Genomic DNA, 24,164 nt, shown 5'->3' with positions numbered 1-24,164 from the left:
GTTCGCTCCTTATTTTTCAAAATGTGGTATTAAATCTGCATAACCTAGTTCTTCTAGCTTGTCGTATGGTATGAATTGTACTGCAGCAGAGTTAATGCAATATCTCAAACCACCACTTTCTTTTGGTCCGTCGTTAAAAACATGGCCCAAATGGCTATTGGCATCTTCTGAACGTACTTCTGTTCTTACCATACCGAATGTTTTATCTACAAGTTCAATAATTTCTTCATTATCAATTGCTTTTGAAAAACTTGGCCAACCACAATCTGACTCAAATTTTTCTTCTGAAGTGAATAATGGCTTTCCAGAAATTTTATCAACATAGATACCTTTATCAAAGTGATTCCAATATTCATTTTGAAATGGAGGTTCTGTACCATTTTCTTGTGTAACTAAGTACTCCATTTCGTTTAAATCATTCTTATTCTTTTTAATCATTTTGTTTCCCCCAATGCTTTTCTATAAAACCTTTGCGTCCTGAACCACGTTGATACTGTTCATAATGAAGCGGGTTCTTTTTGTAATAATCTTGATGATAATATTCAGCAGGATAAAAGTTTTTATATGGTTTAATGGGCGTGATAACAGGCTTATCAAATATAGCTTGTTCGTTTAATTGTTGTATCTTTGCTTCAGCAGCTTTTTTTTGCGTTTCATCATGATAAAAAATTGCCGGCTCATAATGTTCGCCACGATCAAAGAATTGACCGCCATTGTCTGTTGGATCAAAAGTTTTAAAATAAACATCTAATATATTTTCGAAGGAAGTAATTTCCGGATTATAGGTGATTTGAACTGCTTCTACATGACCCGTTTGATTAGTACTTACACTTTCATAAGTAGGATTATCAGTATGACCACCACTGTATCCAGAAACAACACTCTCGATGCCTGGGTATGAAGTGAATGGTTTAACTAAACACCAAAAACAACCTCCAGCTAATGTTGCAAAAGCCATAATATACCTCCTAAATCTATTTTGTCATAAAGTTACCATTATTTTAAGAGATACGCTATAAAATTGTTTATTTATTAATTAAGACATATTACATTAAGTATATTTATAGCGGCTTCTTAACAGTTCTTATGATCTTAACACGACTAGACCAATCGCACCTTGACCTGTATGCGTACTAATTACAGGTGTTGTTACGTTTGTGTCGAACTGTGTAAAGTTGAATTCTTCTGAAAAATGTTTTTTTACTTTATCTACAAATTCAATAATATTTGCATGCGCAATTCCTATAGATTTTATATTTCTATCGCCTATAAATGCGCTAATCTCTTTCTTTAAAAATTGTACACTTGCATTTTGAGTTCTCGAATTGTGTATTAATTCGATTTTGCCATCTTCAAGCGTACCAATTGGTTTAATTTTCATCATATTACCTATCAAACCTTTAGTTTTACTAATACGTCCACCTTTAATTAGTTGGTTCAATTGACCAATTACAACATATAGTTTTATATTTTTTTGTAATTCAGTAATTTTAGAGACGATATCTGCAGTGTCGTATCCCTCATTACTCCAGTCTACAATATGCTGTACTTGATAGCCTAACCCGAAAGAAATTGATTTAGAATCAATTACTGTTACTTTACTATCACTCATTTGACTTGCTTGTAGCGCTGTTTGGTATGTGCCACTTAAACCTGAAGTCATGTGAATACTTATAATCTCTGAACCATCTGCACCTAGTTCATCGTACATTTCAATAAATTTACCAATTGCTGGTTGGCTTGTTTTAACATCTGCATCTTCTTGCATTTTTTGAATATATGCTTCAGATGAAATATCTACTTGGTCTACATAGGCTTCGCCATTGATTGTTAAATTAAGTGGTATCACATGTATATCATTATCAGACAAATACGCGTGTGATAAATCAGATGTTGAATCGGTTACAATTTTCTTTTTCATCATAATTTCCTCCTATGAAGTTTCCTTACGCGTCAAGTGTAAAAAAGTGTGAGGAATTGTGTTCTTTTCATCAATTTTCCCCTTAACAGATGATTCAACTTCCCAATCTTTAAAAGTATATGGCGGGAAAAATGTATCGCCATTATATTTATCCTCTATCACAGTGATATACATATCATCAACTTTATCAATCATTTCTTCAAAAAGAGATTGACCACCAAAAATGAATACATGCCCTGGTAAGTTATAAATATCTTCCATTGAATGTATGACATCTACACCTTCATGATGGAATGATTTATTCCTTGTTAAAACAACATTACGTCTATTAGGAAGCGGCTTCCCAATAGAATCGAATGTTGCACGGCCCATGACTAGCGTATTGCCCGTGGTTAAAGCTTTTACATGTTTCAAATCACTAGGTAAGTGCCAAGGTAATTGATTATTTACCCCGATGACACGCTGTTGGTCATGAGCTACTAGTATTGATAGTGTCATAATTTTCCTCCTAATAGTGAAATTATAAATAAGCATCTATAAATTTCGTGGTTTTAATTATATAGTAAAAGGTTTATTAATTTAAATAATAGCTTATTTTTAAACTGCAATCGGTGCTTTAATAGCAGGGTGAGATTCATAATCTACAATTTCTAAATCTTCATAATCTATATCAAAAATTGAAGCGTCAGAATTAATTTTAAGTTTAGGTGGATCGAAACTTTCACGTGATAATTGTGTTTCTATTGCATCGATATGATTTGAGTAAATATGGGCATCACCAAAAGTATGCACAAATTCGCCCACTTCTAAACCACATTCTTTAGCTATTAAGTGAGTTAACAAACTATAACTAGCAATGTTAAATGGCACACCTAAGAATATATCCGCACTTCTCTGATATAATTGACAACTCAATTTTCCGTCTTGAACATAAAATTGGAACATTGTATGACATGGCGGCAAAGCCATTGTATCAATTTCAGTCGGATTCCATGCAGAAATAATATGCCTACGAGAATTAGGGTTATTTTTAATTTGATCAATTACTGTTTTTAACTGATCGAAATGATTACCTTGTTTATCTTCCCAATCACGCCATTGTTTACCATAAACATTACCTAAATCACCGTATTTTGAGGCGAAATCATTATCATTTAAAATTTGTTGCTTGAATTTCTGCATTTCTTCTTTATAAATTGCATTAAAAGCTTCGTCAGTTTGTGCTTTATGGCCAAAATTGGTCATGTCTGGTCCGTGATAATCTGATGAATTCACGTAATTTTCGAAAGCCCATTCATTCCAAATATTATTGTTGTATTGAAGTAAATATTTGATGTTTGTATCCCCTTTAATAAACCACAATAATTCAGTAGCTATTAATTTGAATGAAACTTTTTTTGTTGTTAGTAAAGGAAACCCTTTTGATAAATCAAATCTGAGTTGATGTCCAAATTTAGAAATTGTACCTGTATTTGTACGATCATTTTTTTGCTTTCCTATCTCAAGAATTTCTTCGCACATATTATGGTAAGATTGATCAAAACTATTTAGCATAATAGCACACTCCTTTCAATTATATTTTTATTTAATCTTATTGGATATTAGCAACAAATAAAAGAATTTACTATAGATTGTGTAAAAAAGATTGTGTAAAAATATTGCATGTTAGGTAAATTATACAACATTTCAGTGTAAACGTTATAAAAGTCGCATTATTTTTTAAAAATAAATGCCAACTTAGACATATCTCAAGATTGAAAATAGATATGTAGTAAGTTGGCATTTCAATTTGTTTTATTAGTGTTTATTTGAAACTGTATAAAATTATTTTACCGCTTCGCATTTATATTAGTTAACTTACTTAAGATAAAATATATTTTGGCTACTTTAACAGTGCTCATCAAAGGCATCTTTGATATCCATGCATATATCTTGAATATCTCTACCTTCAATGTGTTCACGAGGAATAAAGTGTTTCAGTTCTTGTCCTTTAAACAATGCATACGATGGGCTTGATGGTACTTGTTGAATGTAATTTCGCATCGTCTCAGTAGCTTCTTTATCTTGACCAGCAAAAACAGTTACTTTATTTGTTGGTTTTTGTTCATTTTGCTCTACAACGGTTACAGCAGCTGGTCTAGCTAAACCAGCTGCACATCCACACGTTGAATTGATTACAACGAATGTAGTGTCGTCTGGTGAAACGTTGTTCATATAGTTTGTCACATCATCTGAAGTTTCTAAACTTTCAAAATCACGCCCAGTTAATTCGCTACGCATTTGTGTAGCCAGTTCGTTCATATATGCTTCATACGCATTCATTTCAAACACTCCTTAAAATCTTATAATAAATATTCTAACAATTATACTTTATTTCTGTTAGCAATTTGCTTCCAAACTGAGCCTAGAGCTTGATCCCCATTTTCAATTCTTTCAATCGCCATTTCGATTTGAAGTTTTACTTCATATGCTGGATCGTTCACATGTGCATGTAGAGATTCTAATTGCTCTTTGCCACCTTCATCAAAGATGAACATTGCTGCTCGCCATCTAACAATTTTTTGTGGGTCGTCTAATGCTTTTTCCATCTCGGGTAAGGCTTGTTTAAATCCTAAATCACTTAAACAGTCACCTGCAGTTCGTCTTACTGCGGGGCTCTTATCGTGTAAACCCTTGAATAGATATGGCAGTACAGCCGTATCTTCTACCATGCCAAGTAAGACGATAGCCTCACGTCTTAAAGGTGTTTTCTCTTCTTCACTAACAGCATCTCCTAATAACGGGAAATCTTGTTCTGTTGGTGTTGGAAAAGCTTTCAACATTCTTAAGCGTTCTTTCCAATCTTCTGTAGCCTGATAAGTTTCAAGTGTCACATGCTGGTAATGCTTTTCAGGAATTACTACATCTGTGTTTAATGCATCTTGTACGAGTGTTTCTAATTTGTCATGGGGATAAACTGCTAATATCTCTTCGAAAACTTCTGACATAATTTCATCAAGTTCACCGTAACGAACTCCTAAATCTTCCCATTTGCGTTGAAAAACGATATTATCGTCGTCTTTCTGTGCTGCAAGCATGCTATCTATATAAATTTCTGGTAATTGCTTGCGTTTTTCTTCTGAATTAGTTGTTAGTTTTACTTGATAAGGTATACCTTTAAATTTTAAAACTTCAGCCTTAACTTCTCCAAAATGCTCATCTGGCATAGGGTCTTCTATTTCTACAACATCATTATTTAATGTAGCTGTGACTTTAGGTAATAATGACTCCCAGTCGTATTTTGGCTTTTTATCTATTGCAAGAAAATCCATAACATAAAATATAGATTTAATACCTTCTATGGCTAATACGTCATTGATAAAATTAGGTTGGTCATCTTGGATAGTATTATACGTATTTGATTTGTTATCTTTTCTCTTATCATTTAATACAATTTTCATCGTATTAGGACTTGGCGTTGGTTCAACACGTACGATTTCCATTTTTAGAACCTCCTTATTAAATATGTTCCAATGTTTCGGTTACTCTTGGTAATAAGTCGTCCCAATTGGAATCGGAATTCTTATCTACAGATATGAAATTCATGGCCTGAAAAATAGACTTAATGCCTTCTAATTCAAGTATTGCGTTGATAAAATCAGGTTGACCATCTTTTACAGAAGTATAAGTGTTAGGTTTATAGTCTTCACCTGATAATTGTAAAACGATTTTCATTGTGTTTGGGTTTGGTGTTTGTGATACCTCTACGATTTCCATTTAAAATTCCTCCTAATTATTGCAGCTCATTGCCTAATTGTTTAATTTCTTTCCCTACCGAACATTCTGATATGCAAAAATGGTGGGCATGTGTTTTTCCTTGGGTTTTATTAATGTGATGTTTAAGTAAGCATTTATTGCAATACGTATTCATTAGATGATCTATTGCTTCAATTGCTTCTTTTTCAGAATAAGTTAGAATACTCGTCACTCTCCTGTTATTCTATAAATAAAATGTCCCTAATAAATACATTTAATTTACAAGGTTTTGACACTTAGAGTCATTATATCATTTGTAACAATGTTTGTTTAATCTTAAAATTTATGCATAATTTTTATCAGCTTATACCAATGATTTTATCTGAGGTACTTGTATTTTTTGTCTTATTTGATAGAATTATTTAGTTGTTTAATATGCGGTTTCTAAACACCCGCATCAACAAAATTTAGGAGGCAAATAAATTGTTTAATGAAATATTTGGAGTAGTAACATTTTTAGTAACGTTTCTTTTATTAGTAGCCATGTATAGATTATTTGGTAAACATGGTCTGATTGCTTGGATAGCAATAGGTACCATTATTGCAAATATTCAAGTGATTAAAACTGTAGATATATTTACGATTTCTGCAACTTTGGGTAATGTCATGTTCGCTTCTATCTATCTTGCGACAGACATATTAAATGATATTTATGGTAGGAAAGTTGCAAAACGTGCAGTTTGGATAGGTTTTAGTTCTACATTGGTTATGATTATTGTTATGCAATTGTCTTTACATTTCACACCATCGCCAATTGATAGTTCACAACAAGCATTAGAAAGTATCTTTAACCTTGTTCCTAGAATCGCATTGGGGTCTGTGATTGCTTACATTATCGGCCAACATCTAGACGTATTACTATTTACTTTAATAAAAAAACTTTTTAGTTCAGATAAAACGTTTATTATTAGAGCATATGGTAGTACAATTATCAGTAATATTATTGATACTGCATTATTTGTATCAATTGCATTTATTGGTTCTATGCCAAATGCCGCAGTTTTCGAGATTTTTATAACTACTTACCTATTGAAAGTAATATCAACAATATTTAACGTTCCTTTTGGTTATTGGGCTAAATCAATGTACCGTAAGGGTAAAATAAATAAACTAGATGAAGGTTACTAAAAAACTCTAGGATTGGTTAACTACCAATTCTAGAGTTTTTATTATTTAATGAATGAGTGATTTGATTTTTTAGAAACTCAAATGTTTTATATCCATCGCTATCAAGGAAATGCCCTTTATGTGATACACGTAATGTTTCTGTGTTCAATTCGTGAGATAATCTGTCGGTTGCTTCAATATTAACAATAGGGTCATGGCTACCGGCAATCGTTACGATGTGTTGTGCATTAATCTTACGATAATCAATCTGGGTTTGTGATATATAGCAATCAAGTTCTGGTAAATTTATTAATTGCTCATTAAACCCAGAAATAAGAAATAGACCTTTAATATTCGGAGTGTGTTTTAGGTTAGATAGATAATCAAGTATAGTTATGACACCTAAACTATGTGCAACGATGATGCTTTCTGAATTTAGCTTATTTTCTAAACTATTTTGTATAGCTGTGATCCATTCATCTAAAACGGGATGGTTTGTATTCGGTAAATATACGATTTCCGTAGAGTAACCAAAACGCTTCATTTCGGTAGTTAACCACTCAAACCAATGACTTTCAGTAGTAGCTTGATAACCGTGTATAATAAACATATTTTTCAAATATATCAACGCCTTTCAAATCCGACTCTATTAGTAGGAATAATTAAAAGTATAAGCTATATCATTTAATTTCACAAATATTTAAATGCCGAGTAAATAGTATATATGTCCTTGGTTTGATAAAATAAACATATATTGATAGATAAAGGTGGAAATTATGGCGAAAATTTACTTTGATGCTGCTACAGCTGGTAATCCTGGCATAAGCGCATGTGCGGTCGTGTTAGCAATTGATAATGAACGTTTTCACTATACAAAAGATTTAGGTGTTATGGATAATCATAGTGCTGAATGGGCATCTTTAATATTTGCTTTGGAATGTGCTGTTAAACATGATATATCTACAGCTTTAGTGTATACAGATTCGAAACTTATCGAAGATAGTATTCATAAAGGTAGTGTTAAAAATGAAAGATTCAAACTTTATTACGATAAGATGTTAGAGTTAGAACAGCATTTCGAATTATTTTTTGTAAGATGGGTACCTAGAAACCAAAACAAAGAAGCGAATCATCATGCTAAAAATGAACTTTATAAAATAACAAAGCAAAATAAAAAGTAAGTTCTCTACTAGTAAATTATTAAAAATGAAAAGAGCGGACATATGAGTTTAAAGTTTTCACTTTGATTTCATGTGCCCGCTCTATTTATTGTTTATTAGTCTTAGTTTCATGTATTTGAGTTAGCTAAAATGAGTAGCTAGATATTTACCAGATACATATAATTCATGTTCCTTACATATATTTAATACTTTTGTTATTTCAGTACCAAATGCCATATCATCCAATAAGTCACTCGTGTTTAAGGGAACTTCAGTATGGATTTTAGCCAAGTTTTTTGAAAGTTTAAGATTGTCCATATCGGCTTCTATTTTATTACGTTGACCAGGGGTTAACTGGTCTAAAGCAGCAATAACAGATTCAACTGAGCCATGGTTTTGAATTAATTTGATTGCTGTTTTTTCTCCGATACCTTTCACGCCAGAATATCCGTCCGCAGTGTCCCCCATAAATGCTTTCACGTCTACAAGTTGCGATGGGTTCAAACCATATTCACTTTGGAATCTATTTAATGTGTAGCGATTGTATATATTAAACCCCTTTTTAGTTAGCCAAATCTCAACATTTGGATTAATACATTGTAAAATATCTCTATCCCCTGTCACGATATAGATTTGGTTTTGTTCAGAATAGGCTTCTGCTAGTGTACCAATGACATCATCTGCTTCAAAATTTTGGACTCCAATATTAACAAAACCAAATTGGTTAGAGACTTCTTTAACGTAATCGAATTGTGGTATCAGTTCATCAGGTGGTGCAGGGCGATTTTGTTTGTAACCATCAAACATATCGTTTCTAAAAGTAGATTTACCCATATCCCAGCATACAGCTACATGTGTTGGTTGAATTTCATTTATTGCATTGAAGACATGGCGTACAAACCCTTGAACACCATTTGTTGGTGTTCCTGAAGAGTTTCTCATAAATTGTTTATGAAGACTTGTGGCAAAGAAATGGCGAAATAGTAAAGCCATGCCATCAATTAATAATATTTTTTTGGACATAAAAGTACCTCTTCCTCTAATTACATATATGGTTTTAAATTTTCATTTGTTTCTTGTAGTTGTTGAATAAATGCATCGTCTACTTCAAAAGATAAAAGTTCCTTAATTTGACTATGTGCATCATTTTCAAATTGGTTAAATTTATCTTCGGCATTACTTTGCATTTGTACAACTGTTTCGTTAACTGCTTTTCTTAAATTAGCAATACAAGGTGCTAATAAATTAATTGTTTCTTGTGTGATTTGTTCTTGAATTGTACTTTGTGTTTTAGGTTGTAAAATATTCTTTTTGGAAAGTGATTTTGGTAACGCGTCAATCATATGCGTTAAATCGATTTTTAAGTAAGGATTATCTAACTCAATTTCATTTTTATCAAATTCAGGTTCAATAAACACGTGCAACTGCTGTAACTTTTGTTTTAATGGTGCGATTTCAGTGTGTAATTGTTCATGGAAATATTTTTTAATACGTTGTACAAGCAATGATTGCTCCAGATATAACCGTTGGTGAATTTGATCTAAGTATAATTTTGTTGATTGACGTTTTTCCTCATTGAAATTCGAGTTTTTAGTCATTTGCCCGTTATAGATTGATTTTACTTCATCTAATAATTGTAATTTTAATCGTTCATTTAAATGATAAATCTGGTCATCTACTTCGTTTGATGTGCGTTGTTCAGCGATTTGAAGAAGATTGTTTTTGAAAATTGTTGCTTTAGCATAACTTTTTAACTTCTGATTGCGTTGGGTGATTTCTGCTTTATCATTATGAAATGCTTCAATCATTTGTTCATATGCTTCAGAAATATGGTTAAGTTGACCCAACATTTGTTTTTGCAGAATGTTTTTGGATTCAACTTGAACAAAATGTTCAATACTCTTTTTAAGTCTATCGATACCTATGTCGTTTGTTTTTAATGCTTCTCTACTTGAAACAGCGAAGATATCTGAATCCATATTAACTTGGGTTAAAGCATCCCCTACGTATTCAATAACTGCATTTAAATCTTCCTCTGTTTCTGCTAAATCTGTTGCATTAATTATCATTTTAAATGCTTGATTTTCGTTTAATTGGTTCATTGCTTTCATATGTTCAATAAAGCGTTTATCGTTATCTGTAAATGAATGGTTAAAATAACTTACATACAAAATTAAATCAGCTGATGTTAATACTTTTTCAGTTTCATTAGTATGACGCTGATTATTAGAATGGAGTCCAAGTGAATCTACTATAATTTTATCTTTCAACCAATCTACAAGTAATTTTAAATGAACAGTATTAACAAATGTAGCATACTCGTCTTCTGCGCTCCATTTTTTAATTTCATCTTGGTCTATTGTGTGTATTAAACCTTCTTTTAACATGTCTTGATACATGTCATAGTGTTTTTCTACAGCGTTTACGAAAGCTAACTTATTTTTTTCTAATGATGCTTTTAATTTATTTGTATTTTTATTTAAAAGCGCCTCGATACTATCAAATGTTATATTTTCCACTTCAAAAACTTGGTTTATTTCTTCTAAAAGTTGTGCGGCTGATTTTAAAGTAATTTGGCTATCGTGCCCGTATGTTAATTCTGTCATAGCGGCCGTTGTAGGATTCGGCGAACTCACTAAATAATTATCGCCTAACAAAGCATTAATTAAACTACTTTTACCTGCACTAAATGTTCCGAATACACCTATTTTGACTATTTTGTTATCTAGTCGTGCAAGTGTGTCATCTATGTTTTGTTTGCTCTGCTCGAACAACGGGACATCCTGAATGATTTCAAGCGCATGTTTAATATTTTGTGTCTTGTCCTCTTGGTTTGGTTCTGCAGATGTTTCTGATTTTGAATGATTAACAGCTTTTACTTTATTTTCTTTCGGTGTATATGTGATTTCCTTTCGATCTATAAGTTTATCGAGTGAGTCATCGATATGGATGTAATAATGTAAGTAATTTTGTGTCTGAAGTGATTCTCTTAGATTACGCATTTCCATAAATTTTTCATAATCATTATAGTCATCTTCTTGCTCTATCCCAATATCATTTGCTTCTGCATGATTGATAGCTTTTTTGAACAATGGGTCTGATGTTTTGCCAATATACTGTTTAAGTGACTTCATCAAATCATCACAAAATGTTAATACATACTGATTACTAATAGTAATCTGTGTTTGATATAAATCAGTTATTAACGATTCTGGAATTTCATAATGTTGATTTAATATAGCTTCATTTATTTCAGAATCATTTATAAAACGAGTTAAAAATGACATATCTTCTCTAAGTGGTTGTCTGATCTCTTGGTTAGCTTTTTCTTGTAATTGCGCGAGTGCCTGATTTAATCTACGTTGTTGTTCCTCTTGTGTTTTTTTCTTTTTATTAAACAGTCCACCAACTGTAAAGTCTTTAGTACGGCTTTCTAAATATATTCGAATCGTTTCTCTTGTGTCATGAGTCATTATATAAGCATTATCAATGATTGCTTTTCTTTTTTGTTTTAAAAATTCATACAACTCATTGGGGTTATTTAATAGCTTTGCTTCTTCGCTAACCTGCTGATGTTGCTTGAAATTGATATAAGCTTGTTCAAAATCCGCCTCGAAAATATCTAGTTTATCTAAAAGGTCTTGGATTTCATAATTAATATATGATAACTGTTCTTCTGTGATGAATTTTACGATTCGGTTAACATAATCCTCAATTGTTTCACGATTTTTATCTTTTTCTACGAGATATTTTGAAAGTGCTTCAATTTCATTATGTGTATGACTAAATTTAGATACATAAAAAGTTTTATCTAAATCGATTTCCCATTCTGCTATAGACTTTTCAACACGCGATTTAAATGTGTCGAAACTAATTTCGTCTTCATTATGCTTATCAATTTGGTTAATTACAAACACTACTGGCACACCTGCTTGATTCAGTTGTTTCATAAATTGAAAATTTAAAGCAGATTGAACGTGATTATAATCTACTGTATAGAAGAGTACATTGCTCGTATACATAAACTCTTCTGTACTAGATTGGTGGCTAGATACATTGGAGTCGACTCCAGGTGTATCTTGTAATGTGAATCCTTTGCGGAATTTATCAGACGGAAATTTAATTTCTAAAGATTCCACATCGAAATTTTCGCGATTCATTTTTTTTACATCATCGTAATTATTTAATAATGTATATTGTTTATTACTGAGATTTGCAATAATTCCTGGTTGATCTGCGACAGAGACAATTGCGGTATTACTAGTTGTAGGAACGGGAGAACTTGGTAATATCGTTTCTTCTAGTAGTAAATTGATTAATGTAGATTTTCCTGCTGAAAAATGCCCTACAAAAGTAGCAGTGTATTGTTGCAAAAACACTTTCTTAATTACTTGATTGATAATGTGGACTAATCTACCGTTTTTAGATTTTTCTACTTCTTTTTTTAATTTATATAAAATATCGAGTTGCTCAGTATTAGACATGTTTCGTATCCCCTTTATTACTTATATGTAATTACTACTTATTGTATAACAAATCGTTACTTGTCTAAAGTAAGTATTTTAAAATAAGTTGCTATAAAATTGAAAATACTATCATTTAATTAAAGTTGTTATAGCTCTTTAATATTTTTTTACAAAATTCAAAGTTTAAAGCTTAATGATAGTGCACACCAGAAATAATTTTCGTTAAACTGTCTCTTCCATATTTAGCCATTCTTTGTAATTGATTTGTTTTAGCCAATGATCCAATTACTCTATATTTACAAAAGCCAGTCCGAGACGACTATTTACGTCTCGGACTGGCTTTTAAAATGCTGATTTTAAATCAATTATTTCCATCTAGGTTTATCAAAATTTGTATTTGGCTTATTTATGCCAATATTTTCATTTAAATAAAGCTCTGGATTTTTGGCAATTTGCACTGCTACTGCAGCTACACTTTTTCTAGATACTTCAGTACCTTTAAATGGTTGATCTTTTTTAGTGATCTCATAATCAATTTCGTTTATATCAGTTAACCAAGCTGGTCTCAAAATTGTATAATCAAGGTCGGATTGTTCAATTATGTCTGCGGCCTTTTTGTAGACTGGTAATGAATCACTAATTTGAGTTTTTACCCATGTGCCAAATTCACCTGGAATTTCATTGTATATACCGAGTGATGTAACAAATACAAGTCGTTTCACTTTATTTGCTTTCATGGCGTCGACAATTGTTTTCGCCTCTTTATCTAAATCCCCTGATAATGAGGCGAAAACGATATCAACATCTTCCATTGCATTAGTAACATCATCTAAATTTGTGGCGTCACCTTCACGGACTCGTATACGGTCTGAGGCGAAATCCGGTAATCTATTTGCGTCTCTTAAAAATAATCTTAAGGTATATGTTGTATTTTCTAAAAATGAGTTGATAGCTGCTTTAGAAATCGCACCATTAGCTCCTAGTATCAATACTCTTGTCATCTAATCACTCCTATTCAATTTAGTTATTAAACGAGATCTTATTTTTCTCTTATTATTTTATAGTGGTATGTATAGTATAATTAATTGGACAAAATAATTCACTTCTTATGTTTACACTCACAATATTATAGTTATCCTATTTTTTGTTAAATAAACGTGAAAATAAGATAATCAAATTTTTGAATTATAATTTGGATAAAATAAAAACCCTAGTTCAAGGACGGTTTGCACACATAAATGTAATATGTTGTCCTTGCGCTAGAGACATTATTATAGTCTGTTTAATTGATCACTGGGTTTTTATCTTTTTTGATTTTTACATATTGTGAAATGCTATAAATTATAATACCGATCCAAATAAAAATAAATGTAATGAGTTGATCTAAATCAAAGGGTTCTTTGAATAGGAAGATGCCAATCAAGAACATTAAAGTTGGGCCGATATATTGTATGAAGCCAGTTAAAGATAATGGTATGCGTCTTGCACCGGCTGAGAACAATATAAGTGGAACCGCTGTAACAGCTCCTGAGAATAGCAACCAAAAAGAAGAAACGTTCATACCAAATGTAAGACCACCGTGGTGCCATATATACCATAAATAGATAAATCCAGCAGGCGCTGTTACAATACACTCGATAGTTATACTACTTATAGCATCTATTGGAATAAGCTTTTTAATTAATCCATAGATTCCAAATGAACCTGCTAATAATAAAGAAATACCAGGAAAGACCCCTATTTTCAATGTCATGTATAACACACCTACAACGGCAAGCCCTATGGCAATCCATTCTAGTTTGTTAAATCGCTCTTTTAAAAATATTAATGCAAGTAAAATACTTACAAGAGGATTTATGTAGTAACCTAAACTGGATTGTAGTACGTGTCCGTTTGTAACGGCCCAAATGAATGTTCCCCAATTAATAGTTATCACATATCCGGCTGCAATAATCGCAATAAGTTGTATTGGGTTCGTGAATAGTCGTTGAATATCTCGTTTGAACGGCTCGGTATTTTTGGTGAGAATAACGATAAATAACATGAAAATCATTGAAAGTACAATTCGAAATGATAATATTTCAAATGCCCCTATATCGTTAATTAATCCCCAATAAATGGGTAGTATACCCCATAAGAAATATGCTCCAAATGCAAAGAAAATTCCTTTTTTAAATTCTGTATTCAATTGTAACACCTCTTTCTAATGGTCAAGACACGAGAAGAATTTACTTGCGAGGTTTTTTGTCTCCCCAGTATTGATAATAAGTACATTCAATATAACCATTAAATAATTTTCTACGTTTTGTTGCTTTCTTATTAACTAAAAATTCGAATTCAGTATTGCTTGTAAGAACGTAAGTTGATATTTGTGGATGTCTTTCCATAAGTGATCCAATATAACGATACATTTCTTCTACTTTATCTCTATCCCCTATACGTTCACCGTATGGTGGATTACCAATTAAAGCGTATGGTTTTTCATTATCTAAATTTAAGGTGTTAACGTCTTTAACATTAAATTGAATAATATCAGCGAGACCAACTTCTTCAGCGTTTCTACGCGCAATTTCAATCATTTCTGGATCTATATCATAGGCATATATTTCCAGTTCCCGATCATAATTTGCTTGTTGATCGGCTTCGTCTCTCATTTCGTCATATAAATTATCTGGCATAATATCCCATTTTTCTGATACAAAATCACGGTTGAAACCAGGTGCGATGTTTTGAGCAATTAAGCAAGCTTCAATTGCAATTGTTCCAGACCCACAAAATGGATCGATTAAAGGCGTGTCGCCAGTCCAGTTAGCTAGACGAATTAAACTTGCTGCAAGCGTTTCTTTAATTGGAGCTTCACCTTGTGCTAAACGATAACCACGTTTATTTAAACCTGAACCAGAAGTATCAATCGTTAATAGCGCAATATCTTTTAAAATAGCAACTTCAACTGGATACTTTGCTCCATTTTCACTTAACCACCCACGTTCTTGATAAGCGTGTTTTAAGCGCTCTACAATTGCTTTCTTAACGATGGCTTGACAGTCAGGCACACTATATAATGTTGATTTAACACTACGGCCTTGTACAGGGAAGTTTCCACTTTGTTCAATCAAGGTTTCCCAAGGTAATGCTTTTGTTTTTTCAAATAGTTCATCAAAAGTTGTAGCTTTAAATTGTCCAACTACTATTTTGATTCTGTCGGCAGTGCGTAACCATAAGTTACATTTAACAATTGCGGTTTCATCACCTTCAAAGAAGATTTTGCCATTTTCGACAGTTGTTTCATAACCCAATTCTTGAATTTCTTTGGCTACAACTGCTTCTAATCCCATTGGACATACAGCTAATAATTGATACATTGTTTTGCTCCTTCTTATTAAAGATTTTATTTTATTTTATCAAAAGTTATTTTAAATAGATATGACATTTCATCAAGTTCTAAAGTGAATCGATGATTATTTCAATTCATTTTAATCAATTAAAAAAGCTCTCCTATATTGGGAGAGCTTGGGTCTAGTGATGATATTTCTGTAAGCCATGTTTTGTACCGTTGTACTGCTAGCGTGTACTAGAAACACTCGTACGCTGGTGGTAACCATCTGTCTGCATACTATCAAAAGTATGCCTTAAATATACGTTGAATTCCGCTAAATAAGTGCTCCTACCTAATTTGGATTGCTCACTCGAGGGGTTTACCGCGTTCCACCTTTTATATTTCTATAAAAGCTACGTCACTGTGGCACTTTCAAACTATTCTAACCGTATCCAAAGACTTAGGTTATTTCATTGCCGTCAACTTAATGCCTTGACTTATTGTTTCATCAAGCACGAACACTACAATCATCTCAGATTGTGTGAGCATGGACTTTCCTCTATATCGCTATAGCGATTACCCGAAACACCATCCCAAGAAGTATATCATTATTTTGGTTGTTAAACAAATAAAATAAGATAAGTTTTGAAAAAATCAAAACTTATCTCTATGTAGATGATATGAAATCTACGCTAATAACATTTCATCAGCTCAATGCGCGTATATGTTATTTTCCGAAAACTGCTTTTTCAAGGTTAGATATTCGTTTTAAAATATCAACATTGTTATTGTTGTTATTAGTATTGCTTTTAGTAGTTGCATTACTGTTTGAAGAGAAATTTTTATTTTCTTGTGGTCTCGATGTAGCAACACGTAAACGTAACTCTTCTAATTCTTTTTTTAGTTTATTGTTTTCTTCTGAAAGTTTAACAACTTCATTATCTAAATCTGCCATTTTTTGATAATCCGCTATAATATCGTCTAAGAAGGCATCTACTTCTTCTCTTCTATAGCCACGAGTCATAGTTTTTTCAAAATCTTTTTCATAAATATCTTTTGCTGATAATTTTAATGAAACATCTGACATTTTTTCCACCTCATTCAAAACTTTGTTCTTGAGACCACTGTAAGTCGTTAATGAACTCAGTCAATTCATCGAACGTCACAATATCACAAGTATAATTTGTTTTTTCCATAAAATCAACTAACATGCGCTTAAAGAACTTAGGACTAGCTTCTTGCTCTTCATCGTAAATTAAAAGTGTCAAATCAGTATGGTCTAGCATGAACTGATCCGTTTGTTTAAACTGATGTGGGCCTTCATATGGAGCGTGGAACACGCTATCAACGTAATCTGCTTTTTGCGTAATGTTATTATACTTAGCTTGATTCTGTTCGTTCCACCTTTCACTATGTCCATAAAATGGTGTTATCACACCTAATTTCAAATCAGGATGGTTCGACTTCAATTCAAGAACCACTTCTGCTGTCCATAATTCTATACCCATCTGTCCTTGTATTAATACCCATTCTAACCCTTCTTCAATCAACTGATTTAATTTATGTTCGATAAATTTTTTTAAATAGTTAACCTCTGGTGCATCATCTTTGAATATGTTGAGTTCAAAGGATTTGTAACCAGTAACATAAATCGTTTTTATCATAAACAAAACTCATTTCTTTGAATATAACTTAAATCGTATTGTACAGCTTTTAATTTTTCTGTGAATAATTTACGGCTTGTACGTTTAAAATGGCATTCAACTGAAAGTGACTCTATATTTGAAATTAAAAGATCAAACTTTTTTTTGTTCATATACTGTAATTGAAGGATTTGTGATTCTCGGTTTAAAAGTGTATTTAAGCGTTGGTCTATCTCAGTGGTGAACGGTACAACCGTTGAATAAAAATCGTAGTCTTCTCCTGATGCTTTCACGGACTCATACCTTTTTTGCATTAACAAAACATCATTTAATAGTTGTGTAACAATTTGTTGCATTGAGACTTCCCCCTACACTTCAAATTTACCATAAAATTGATTTTCAGTCATTTTTTAAAAAGTCGTCTCACATTTACCTTATAATATTATAATATTTTGTTTCAAATATTGTTTAATTGGGCAAAGCACGTTAAAATGTATGTGATGTATTTGTAAATACATTGGTTCAAATTTCATAGTTGGGAAAAATTGCTTTACTCATGTATAATGAAGCAAGTTTTTTATTTCCAAACTAAAGTGGTGAAAAATAAATGAATTACCCAAATGGAAAGCCATTTAATGGAAATAAGTCTCAAGACGGACGAACTCATCGGGGGCAAACTAGTAAAATTGACTATGGTGGCAGAGGTATGTCGCTAGAAAACGATATAGAGTTGTCGAATACGTATTATTTGAATCATGGTATGGCTGTAATACATAAGAAACCTACGCCAGTTCAAATAGTAAATGTTCACTATCCAATGAGAAGTAAAGCTGTTATTAATGAGGCTTATTTCAGAACGCCGTCGACTACCGACTATAACGGTATTTATAATGGCCGATATCTAGACTTTGAAGCGAAAGAAACGAAAAATAAAACCTCTTTTCCTTTAAATAATATGCATGATCATCAAGTAAAACATATGGATGCCTGTTATAACCAAAATGGAATTGTCTTTTTATTAATTCGCTTTAAATCGCTCGATGAAGTTTATTTGCTTCCATACTCTAATTTCAAAATGTTTTGGGAAAGACACATTAACGAAATTAAAAAGTCGATAACGGTTGAAGAAATAAGAAAAAATGGTTACTATATTCCTTATCAGTATCAACCACGATTGAATTATCTCAAAACAGTTGATAAGTTGATATTAGATGAAAGTGAGGACCGCGTATGACGGAGAAAAAAAGACTTCCCAATCTAACAGTAAGAATGGAAAGTCTGAACAAAAACAGAATAGGAATATAAAACGAACGATAATTAAGATATTTGGGTTTCTAATTATTGCATTTATCGTTTTAGCGTTAATTGGTATCTTGTTATTTGCGTATTATGCTTGGAAAGCACCAGCATTTACGGAATCAAAATTACAAGACCCTATTCCAGCAAAGATTTATGATAAAGATGGCGATTTGGTTAAGTCGTTAGATAATGGACAACGACGAGAACACGTTAATTTAGACGAAGTACCGAAAACGATGAAAGAAGCGGTATTAGCTACCGAAGATAATCGTTTCTATGATCACGGTGCACTAGACTATAAACGTTTGTTTGGTGCAGTTGCTAAAAACGTAACTGGTGGTTTTGGAGCCGAAGGTGCTTCGACACTGACACAACAAGTTGTTAAACGTTCATTTTTAACTGATCAAAAATCAATTGCACGTAAAGCGCAAGAAGCATACTTGTCTTATAGACTAGAACAAGAGTACAGTAAAGATGAAATATTCGAAATGTACTTAAACAAAATCTACTATTCTGACGGTGTGTATGGCGTTAAAGCAGCTGCTAAATATTATTTCGACAAAGATTTGAAAGATTTAAATCTAGCTGAATCTGCTTATCTCGCTGGTTTACCACAGGTGCCAAATACTTATAACATCTACGACCATCCAAAAGAAGCAGAATCACGTAAAAACACTGTTCTTTATTTAATGGAATACCATAATAGAATTACAAAAGAACAGAAAGAAAAAGCTCAAAATACCTCTGTTGAAGACAATCTAGTTCAACGTTCTTCTGAGGATCGTGAGGTAAGTGAAGATAACTCAAACCCAGAATATGATTCATATATTAACTTTGTGAAATCTGAACTTATGAACAACAAAGCATTTAAAGATCAAGATTTAGGATCTGTATTAAATAGTGGTATTAAGATTTATACTAATATGGATAAAAATGTTCAACAAACATTACAAGACCGTATTAACAACGGTAGTTATTACAAAAATGATGATCAACAAGTAGGATCTTCTATTGTAGATAGTGAAAATGGTAGCCTAGTTGCTATATCAGGCGGTAGAAATTATAAAGATATCGTAGATAGAAACTTAGCGACTGACGCACACCCAACTGGTTCATCACTTAAACCATTCTTAGCATATGGTCCAGCAATTGAGAACATGTCTTGGGCAACTAACCATGCAATTCAAGATGAGGAATCATATCAAGTAGATGGTGTTACTTTCAGAAACTATGATACGGAAAGCCATGGTAAAGTTAAACTTTATGATGCACTTCGTCAAAGTTTCAACATTCCAGCACTTAAAGCATGGCAGTCAACTAAAGAAAATGCTGGTAACGATGCACCTAAAGACTTTGCTAAAAATGTAGGTCTTGATTATGAAGGAGAGATTGGCCCATCTGAAGTACTAGGTGGTTCGGCATCTGAATTCTCACCTACTCAATTAGCTTCTGCCTTTGCAGCAATTGCAAATGGTGGTGAATACAATAACGCCCATTCAATTAAAAAAGTTGAAAAACAAAATGGCGAAACTATTGAATATGATCACACAAGTAAAAAAGCAATGAAAGATTCAACTTCTTACATGTTAGCAGAAGTATTAAAAGGTACATTTGAAGCCTATGGTTCAGCTTATGGACATAATATTTCTGGTGTTAACATAGCTGCAAAAACTGGTACAGGTACTTATGGTGCTGAAACTTATCAACAATACAATTTACCAGATAATGCCGCTAAAGATGTTTGGATTAACGGATTTACACCGAAATACAGTATGTCTGTATGGATGGGATTCAGTGAAGTTAAACAAGGTGGTACAAACTCCTTTGTTGGCCATGAAGAACAAGAATACCCACAATATCTGTTAGAAGATGTTATGGATAACATTTCACCGAGAGATGGTAAAGACTTCAATAAACCTGATTCAGTAAGTGGAGATTCGAAAGACTCATTATCTGTTAAGGGTAGCCCAGATGACAATACAACATCGAATAAACCTCAAGGACAAGGTGGAGGTAGCAGTTCTTCATCAAGTTCAAATAGCAGTGATAGTTCAAGTAGTACTAGTAGTTCATCAAATAGTACAAACGGTCAAAGTGCCGCAAGATAGTACTTAATTAAATATCATTAGTTTAGGACAAAGGTGGAACAATATTATTTAACAATATTACGTCCCCCGTGTCTAAGCTTTTAAACACACTCAAAGCTAAGTATAGCGTTGAGTGTGTTTTTTTATCTTGGTTATGGATTAACTATTGTCTTAGCTGAGATAAAAAAAGGCACGGTATTATCAAAGGAATTAAACATTTCCAATGAACACCGTGCAGATTAACTATTTTTTATTTTTACGACGAATTTGATAAGATGCATTCATTTTAATGAGTTCTGACTTTAAGGTTTTCATTTGACTATAACCCATAAAGTGATATTTTCTAGCAATCATATAATTGTAGCGCTCTTCAAAATTCATCGGAACAACAGGATATTGATCTAGGTCTTGAAATTGAAGCTTATCAATATTATTTATTTGTTTAAAATATTGTTCGATTAAATCAAAGTAATCATCTAGTAAGGCTTTCGCTTCATTAGATTTTAGTTGCTTTACTTTTGCAAAATGATCAAGTTGATCTTCTAAATTTGTAAAATCCTCTTTTGTAATCATTATATTTACGCCTCTTTCACACTAGCTTTATAACGCTTTTGCCCTTCTCTACATTCTTCAAATAAAGGACAGACATCACATTTAGGACTTCTTGCTAGACAATGATAACGTCCAAAAAAGATGAGTTGATGATGTGTTTTATTCCAACGCTCCCTGGGAACTACGTTACATAATTTATCTTCTACTTGCCTAACGTTGTCTTTCCATCTGCAAATACCTAAGCGTTTAGAAATACGTTCAACATGAGTATCAACAGCTAGAGATGGCTCGCCAAAAGCAACACTCATGACAACATTTGCTGTTTTTCTTCCGACACCTGCTAAACTTTCTAGTTCGCCATGTGTTTGTGGAATTTCGCCATCAAATTTGTCTAAAAGCGATTTACATAATTTTTGTATATTTTTAGCTTTGTTTCTATATAAACCAATTGTGCGAATATCATTTTCTAATTCTGAAATATCTACATTTAAATAATCCTCAGGTGTTTTGTACTTTTCGAAAAGTTTATCTGTTAATTTATTTACAGAAATATCTGTAGTTTGAGCAGATAATAATACTGCAATAGTTAATTCGAAAGGATTATCATGCTTCAGTTCACATTCAGCATTTGGAAACATCTCAGCAATAACGTTTACCATTTTTAATGCTTTTTTGTTACTTATCATTTGGATTCTCTCCATTCAACCAATCAAATTTGGGTACTTTTGTTACGGTGTGCTTCATTTTAGGTTGATTAAATTGACGACTAATTTTTTTCGAGTCTTCTATCGTTTTGACATTATTCTTCTTCCAATTGAGTAGAATGCGATCCATGTATTTAAAGCTTAATTTGTTTTGACTTGTTGCTTCATCAAGTGCTGCTTGAATCACACTTAAATCATGTTTATCAACATCTAACCATTGATTTAAAGTTTCCATTTCAAACGGAGATAATGGCCGTGCAAAAGCTTGTTCAATTTGTTGAAATAATGTATTAAAATCTACTTCAGATTTTTCTTCATCGTTTTGAACTTCCATTTTTTCCATGATTTCACTTAATTTATTATAAAATGGATCCAGATTCATGTATTCTGTGAATTTTCCTTCTTCATCTTTATTTACTTTAAGTTCTAGCAAATCACTTTGAATTAAACTTTGAATGACAGAAGTAATTGCTCTGGAATCTAGAGATGTACCTTGTTGCAATAATTCGATGGAAGGCTGTTTGTTAGATGTTTCTGAGGCATAAATGAGTTTAATTAAAATTACTAATTCAGTTTCATTTATACCTAATTGATCATAGTTATTTAGTAGTTCGTGTCTAATAATCACCGGTCTAACTTTAAGTTGTTCTTTATTCAAATATGCGCCCTCCTTTTTATTAATTCCGTTATAAAAACGTCCAGCCATAAATATTAGACTGGACGAATGTTGAAATATATAATGCTTATGGATATAAACGATTTAATAAACGTGGGAATGGAGCAGTTTCACGAACATGATCTACTCCTGATAACCAAGCTACAGTTCTTTCTAAGCCTAAGCCAAATCCACTATGAGGCACACTACCGTAACGACGTAAATCTAAATAATAGCTATAACTTTCAGCATCTAATTCAAATTCACTTAAGCGTTGTTCAAGTAGTTCGAGATCGTTAATACGTTCTGATCCTCCGATGATTTCACCATAACCTTCTGGTGCGATTAAATCGGCACATAAGACAGTGTCTTCATTTTCAGGATTTGGTTGCATGTAGAATGGTTTAATCTTTGTTGGGTAATTTGTGATGAATACAGGTAAATCATAATGGTTGGCAATTGCAGTTTCATGCGGCGCCCCAAAATCTTCGCCCCATTCAATATCATCAAAGCCTTGTTCTTTTAAGAATACAACAGCATCATCATATGTGATACGTGGAAACGGCGTTGATACTTTTTCTAATTTTGAAGTATCACGTTCTAATGCGTTTAATTCTAATTTACAGTTATTTAAAACAGATTTAACAACGTGTGTAACGTATTGTTCTTGAATTTCTAAGCTTTGGAAATGTTCGCAAAATGCCATTTCTGGCTCAATCATCCAAAATTCAATAAGATGGCGACGTGTTTTTGATTTTTCAGCACGGAATGTTGGTCCGAATGAAAATACTCTACCGTGTGCCATAGCTGCAGCTTCCATATAAAGTTGACCGCTTTGAGATAAAAAGGCATCTTGATCAAAATATTTTGTATGGAACAATTCGCTTGTACCCTCAGGTGCACTTGCCGTTAAGATTGGTGGATCAATTTTTGTGAAACCATTATCATTAAAGAATTCGTAAGTTGAACGAATAATTTCATTTCTTATTTTCATAACTGCGTGTTGTTTTTTCGAACGCAACCATAAATGACGGTGATCCATCAAGAATTCTGTGCCATGGTTTTTTGGAGTGATTGGATAATCATGAGCTTCTGAAATGACTTCAATAGATGTAACTTGCATTTCATAACCGATATCTGAACGATTATCTTCACTGATGACACCTGTGATATAAAGTGAGCTTTCTTGAGTAATCTCTTTAGCTTTTTGGAAAGTATCTTCATCAACTGCAGCTTTCGCAACAACACCTTGCATAAATCCAGTCCCATCTCTTAATTGCAAGAATGCGATTTTACCACTTGAACGTTTGTTTGTTAACCAAGCGCCTATTGTAACTTCTTGGTCGATATATTCTTTTGCTTGTTTTATCGTTATATTCATAACCAGTCTCCTATTATATTGTAATTTTCTATGCTTTATCCTTATATATTTTAACAAAATCCATATATAAGTTCTAGT

At 32.5% G+C, this 24,164-nt stretch carries 26 protein-coding genes and 1 other RNA gene; 4 read left to right on the top strand and 23 right to left on the bottom strand.

Annotated features, from left to right (window positions below):
- Positions 1-9: 9 nt before the first annotated feature.
- From msrB to ACM591_RS08490, 9 genes are all read right to left on the bottom strand, one after another.
- A complete protein-coding gene (gene msrB / locus ACM591_RS08530; protein ID WP_029377291.1) occupies positions 10-438 on the bottom strand; it encodes a peptide-methionine (R)-S-oxide reductase MsrB in 429 nt (142 codons plus the stop codon).
- Positions 431-958 (bottom strand): peptide-methionine (S)-S-oxide reductase MsrA, encoded by a 528-nt coding sequence (gene msrA, locus ACM591_RS08525; protein ID WP_029377290.1) that lies wholly within the window; start codon positions 956-958, stop codon positions 431-433. The genes msrB and msrA overlap by 8 nt, the downstream gene beginning before the upstream one ends.
- A 126-nt stretch (positions 959-1,084) precedes the next feature.
- Entirely contained in the window at positions 1,085-1,924 is an 840-nt protein-coding gene (locus ACM591_RS08520) for a DegV family protein (RefSeq protein WP_029377289.1), read from the bottom strand.
- Positions 1,925-1,933: 9 nt separating this feature from the next.
- On the bottom strand, positions 1,934-2,419 hold the full coding sequence (locus tag ACM591_RS08515; RefSeq protein ID WP_029377288.1) for a dihydrofolate reductase: 486 nt from the start codon (positions 2,417-2,419) through the stop codon (positions 1,934-1,936).
- Positions 2,420-2,518: 99 nt separating this feature from the next.
- Positions 2,519-3,475, bottom strand: coding sequence for a thymidylate synthase (locus ACM591_RS08510; protein ID WP_029377287.1), 957 nt, complete (start codon positions 3,473-3,475; stop codon positions 2,519-2,521).
- 333 nt (positions 3,476-3,808) lie between these two features.
- On the bottom strand, positions 3,809-4,243 hold the full coding sequence (gene brxA, locus ACM591_RS08505) for a bacilliredoxin BrxA (protein ID WP_029377286.1): 435 nt from the start codon (positions 4,241-4,243) through the stop codon (positions 3,809-3,811).
- A 41-nt stretch (positions 4,244-4,284) separates the two neighbouring features.
- Positions 4,285-5,403, bottom strand: coding sequence for a conserved virulence factor C family protein (locus tag ACM591_RS08500; protein ID WP_326007727.1), 1,119 nt, complete (start codon positions 5,401-5,403; stop codon positions 4,285-4,287).
- Between the two features lie 16 nt (positions 5,404-5,419).
- Positions 5,420-5,677, bottom strand: a complete 258-nt coding sequence (locus ACM591_RS08495) for a NifU N-terminal domain-containing protein (RefSeq protein ID WP_029377284.1) — start codon at positions 5,675-5,677, stop codon at positions 5,420-5,422.
- A 16-nt stretch (positions 5,678-5,693) separates the two neighbouring features.
- Positions 5,694-5,888 carry a zinc-finger domain-containing protein gene (locus ACM591_RS08490; RefSeq protein WP_029377283.1) on the bottom strand — a complete coding sequence of 65 codons (195 nt, stop codon included), beginning with the start codon at positions 5,886-5,888 and terminating at the stop codon, positions 5,694-5,696.
- Between the two features lie 251 nt (positions 5,889-6,139).
- On the opposite strand from ACM591_RS08490, the gene ACM591_RS08485 reads away from it, so the two are divergent.
- Positions 6,140-6,844: a queuosine precursor transporter gene (locus ACM591_RS08485; RefSeq protein WP_029377282.1), complete on the top strand. Its 705-nt coding sequence runs from the start codon at positions 6,140-6,142 to the stop codon at positions 6,842-6,844.
- Between the two features lie 16 nt (positions 6,845-6,860).
- On the opposite strand, the gene ACM591_RS08480 is transcribed toward ACM591_RS08485, so the two are convergent.
- Positions 6,861-7,433, bottom strand: coding sequence for an RBBP9/YdeN family alpha/beta hydrolase (locus tag ACM591_RS08480; RefSeq protein WP_306810317.1), 573 nt, complete (start codon positions 7,431-7,433; stop codon positions 6,861-6,863).
- Between the two features lie 166 nt (positions 7,434-7,599).
- Here ACM591_RS08480 and ACM591_RS08475 point away from each other — a divergent pair, with 166 nt between their 5' ends.
- Positions 7,600-8,004, top strand: a complete 405-nt coding sequence (locus ACM591_RS08475; RefSeq protein WP_326026731.1) for a ribonuclease HI family protein — start codon at positions 7,600-7,602, stop codon at positions 8,002-8,004.
- A 120-nt stretch (positions 8,005-8,124) separates the two neighbouring features.
- Here the strand turns inward: ACM591_RS08475 and ACM591_RS08470 are convergent, their stop codons facing one another.
- The 9 genes from ACM591_RS08470 to ACM591_RS08430 all read right to left on the bottom strand — a co-directional run bounded on the left by ACM591_RS08470 (position 8,125) and on the right by ACM591_RS08430 (position 17,764).
- Positions 8,125-9,006, bottom strand: coding sequence for a 5'-3' exonuclease (locus ACM591_RS08470; protein WP_326026732.1), 882 nt, complete (start codon positions 9,004-9,006; stop codon positions 8,125-8,127).
- A 20-nt stretch (positions 9,007-9,026) separates the two neighbouring features.
- Complete coding sequence (locus ACM591_RS08465; protein WP_326026733.1) at positions 9,027-12,467, bottom strand: dynamin family protein; 3,441 nt, start codon at positions 12,465-12,467, stop codon at positions 9,027-9,029.
- A gap of 347 nt (positions 12,468-12,814) precedes the next feature.
- Positions 12,815-13,450 carry an SDR family oxidoreductase gene (locus ACM591_RS08460; RefSeq protein ID WP_029377277.1) on the bottom strand — a complete coding sequence of 212 codons (636 nt, stop codon included), beginning with the start codon at positions 13,448-13,450 and terminating at the stop codon, positions 12,815-12,817.
- A gap of 281 nt (positions 13,451-13,731) precedes the next feature.
- Positions 13,732-14,637: an EamA family transporter RarD gene (gene rarD / locus ACM591_RS08455; protein ID WP_029377276.1), complete on the bottom strand. Its 906-nt coding sequence runs from the start codon at positions 14,635-14,637 to the stop codon at positions 13,732-13,734.
- 40 nt (positions 14,638-14,677) lie between these two features.
- Positions 14,678-15,811: a THUMP domain-containing class I SAM-dependent RNA methyltransferase gene (locus tag ACM591_RS08450; RefSeq protein WP_029377275.1), complete on the bottom strand. Its 1,134-nt coding sequence runs from the start codon at positions 15,809-15,811 to the stop codon at positions 14,678-14,680.
- A gap of 167 nt (positions 15,812-15,978) precedes the next feature.
- Positions 15,979-16,353: RNase P RNA component class B (gene rnpB / locus ACM591_RS08445), an RNA gene on the bottom strand.
- Between the two features lie 139 nt (positions 16,354-16,492).
- The gene (gpsB, locus tag ACM591_RS08440) at positions 16,493-16,852 is read right to left on the bottom strand and encodes a cell division regulator GpsB (RefSeq protein ID WP_029377274.1); all 360 of its coding nucleotides are present in this window, start codon (positions 16,850-16,852) and stop codon (positions 16,493-16,495) included.
- Positions 16,853-16,862: 10 nt separating this feature from the next.
- Positions 16,863-17,429: a DUF1273 domain-containing protein gene (locus tag ACM591_RS08435; protein ID WP_029377273.1), complete on the bottom strand. Its 567-nt coding sequence runs from the start codon at positions 17,427-17,429 to the stop codon at positions 16,863-16,865.
- A complete protein-coding gene (locus ACM591_RS08430; RefSeq protein ID WP_029377272.1) occupies positions 17,426-17,764 on the bottom strand; it encodes a DUF1798 family protein in 339 nt (112 codons plus the stop codon). The genes ACM591_RS08435 and ACM591_RS08430 overlap by 4 nt, the downstream gene beginning before the upstream one ends.
- Before the next feature lie 251 nt (positions 17,765-18,015).
- Between ACM591_RS08430 and recU the strand changes: the two genes are divergently transcribed.
- Positions 18,016-18,642 carry a Holliday junction resolvase RecU gene (gene recU, locus ACM591_RS08425; protein WP_029377271.1) on the top strand — a complete coding sequence of 209 codons (627 nt, stop codon included), beginning with the start codon at positions 18,016-18,018 and terminating at the stop codon, positions 18,640-18,642.
- Entirely contained in the window at positions 18,620-20,815 is a 2,196-nt protein-coding gene (locus ACM591_RS08420; protein ID WP_418354368.1) for a transglycosylase domain-containing protein, read from the top strand. Before recU ends, ACM591_RS08420 begins: the two co-directional genes overlap by 23 nt.
- Before the next feature lie 222 nt (positions 20,816-21,037).
- Here ACM591_RS08420 and ACM591_RS08415 read toward each other — a convergent pair whose 3' ends face one another.
- The 4 genes from ACM591_RS08415 to asnS all read right to left on the bottom strand — a co-directional run bounded on the left by ACM591_RS08415 (position 21,038) and on the right by asnS (position 24,086).
- Positions 21,038-21,367, bottom strand: coding sequence for a YpoC family protein (locus tag ACM591_RS08415; RefSeq protein WP_029377269.1), 330 nt, complete (start codon positions 21,365-21,367; stop codon positions 21,038-21,040).
- A 5-nt stretch (positions 21,368-21,372) separates the two neighbouring features.
- Entirely contained in the window at positions 21,373-22,032 is a 660-nt protein-coding gene (gene nth, locus ACM591_RS08410; protein WP_038678507.1) for an endonuclease III, read from the bottom strand.
- Entirely contained in the window at positions 22,022-22,708 is a 687-nt protein-coding gene (locus ACM591_RS08405; protein WP_029377267.1) for a DnaD domain-containing protein, read from the bottom strand. Before ACM591_RS08405 ends, nth begins: the two co-directional genes overlap by 11 nt.
- Before the next feature lie 85 nt (positions 22,709-22,793).
- Positions 22,794-24,086, bottom strand: a complete 1,293-nt coding sequence (gene asnS, locus ACM591_RS08400) for an asparagine--tRNA ligase (protein WP_029377266.1) — start codon at positions 24,084-24,086, stop codon at positions 22,794-22,796.
- Between the last annotated feature and the right edge of the window lie 78 nt (positions 24,087-24,164).

This window comes from Staphylococcus sp. Ze2, assembly GCF_048568365.1.
In the GTDB taxonomy this organism is placed as follows: Bacteria; Bacillota; Bacilli; order Staphylococcales; family Staphylococcaceae; genus Staphylococcus; species Staphylococcus xylosus.
Note: the sequence above shows the minus strand (reverse complement) of the source record. Positions and strands in the feature narration are given on the sequence as shown.